Source organism: Micrococcus sp. LASM2_SD2 (assembly GCF_057364565.1).
The window spans coordinates 1-873 of the sequence record NZ_JBNFOB010000428.1; the positions used below are offsets into that span (position 1 = coordinate 1).

Here is an 873-nt window from a genome sequence, read left to right on the forward strand (position 1 = left end):
GCCGAGGCGGCCCGGGCGATCGTCTCGGCGGACACCTTCCAGCCGGCCGTCGCGGCGGCGGCCGCTCGAGGCCCGGCGCGGACGTGGTCAACGACACCTCGGGCCTCTACTACCCGGACCTGGGCCGGATCACGGCCGAGCACGGAGCGCACCTGGTGGTCACCCACTCCCTGGCCCACCGGACCGGACCGCGCACCGTGGTCCCCCGCCCGCAGTACGACGACGTGGTGGCCGAGGTCCGCGACCACCTGCTGCGCACGGTGGACCACGCCGTGTCGCTGGGCGTGGCGCCGGAGCGGATCATCGTGGACCCGGGCCACGACCTGAACAAGACCACCGTCCACTCCCTGGAACTCACCCGCCGCCTGGACGAGATCGCCGACCTCGGCTTCCCGGTCCTCGCCGCCGTGTCCAACAAGGACTTCGTGGGCGAGTCCCTGGACCGGCCCAAGTCCCAGCGCCTCGCCGGGTCCCTGGCGGCCGCGGTGGCCTGCGTGGCCGGCGGCGCCCGGATCCTGCGCATGCACCAGGTCCGCCCCTCCGTGGACGCGGCCCGCATGGTCGAGTGCCTCGCCGGCTGGCGCGAACCCGCCCTGGCCCTGCACAACACCGGCGAGGTCAACGCGGAACCGGACCGCAGCGCCGTGACCGCGGACGAGGACTGGGAGGGGCGCGCATGAAGGCCTTGGATGCGTCCGGGGACGCCCTGACGGACGAGGAGCTGCTGGCGCTCTACAGCGCGCCGGCCTCGGTCCGTGTCCTGTCCGACGACGGACGCACCGCCTCCGCCCGACCGGCCCGCCCACCGCGGGCATCGCCCCCGGGAGGCCCCGCGCGCGCGCGCCGCGAGCACCTAACCGAGCCCGTAAGAGC

The 873-nt window shown here is 75.3% G+C and carries 2 protein-coding genes; both read left to right on the top strand.

Features of this window, described 5'->3' with window-relative positions; all coding sequences use genetic code 11:
• A partial coding sequence (locus tag AC2W7A_RS12920) for a dihydropteroate synthase (RefSeq protein WP_485991678.1) occupies positions 1 to 680 on the top strand: 680 nt, incomplete at its 5' end.
• Positions 677 to 873, top strand: a 197-nt coding sequence (locus AC2W7A_RS12925; protein ID WP_485991679.1) for a hypothetical protein, incomplete at its 3' end; no start/stop codon positions are given. The genes AC2W7A_RS12920 and AC2W7A_RS12925, both read left to right, overlap by 4 nt.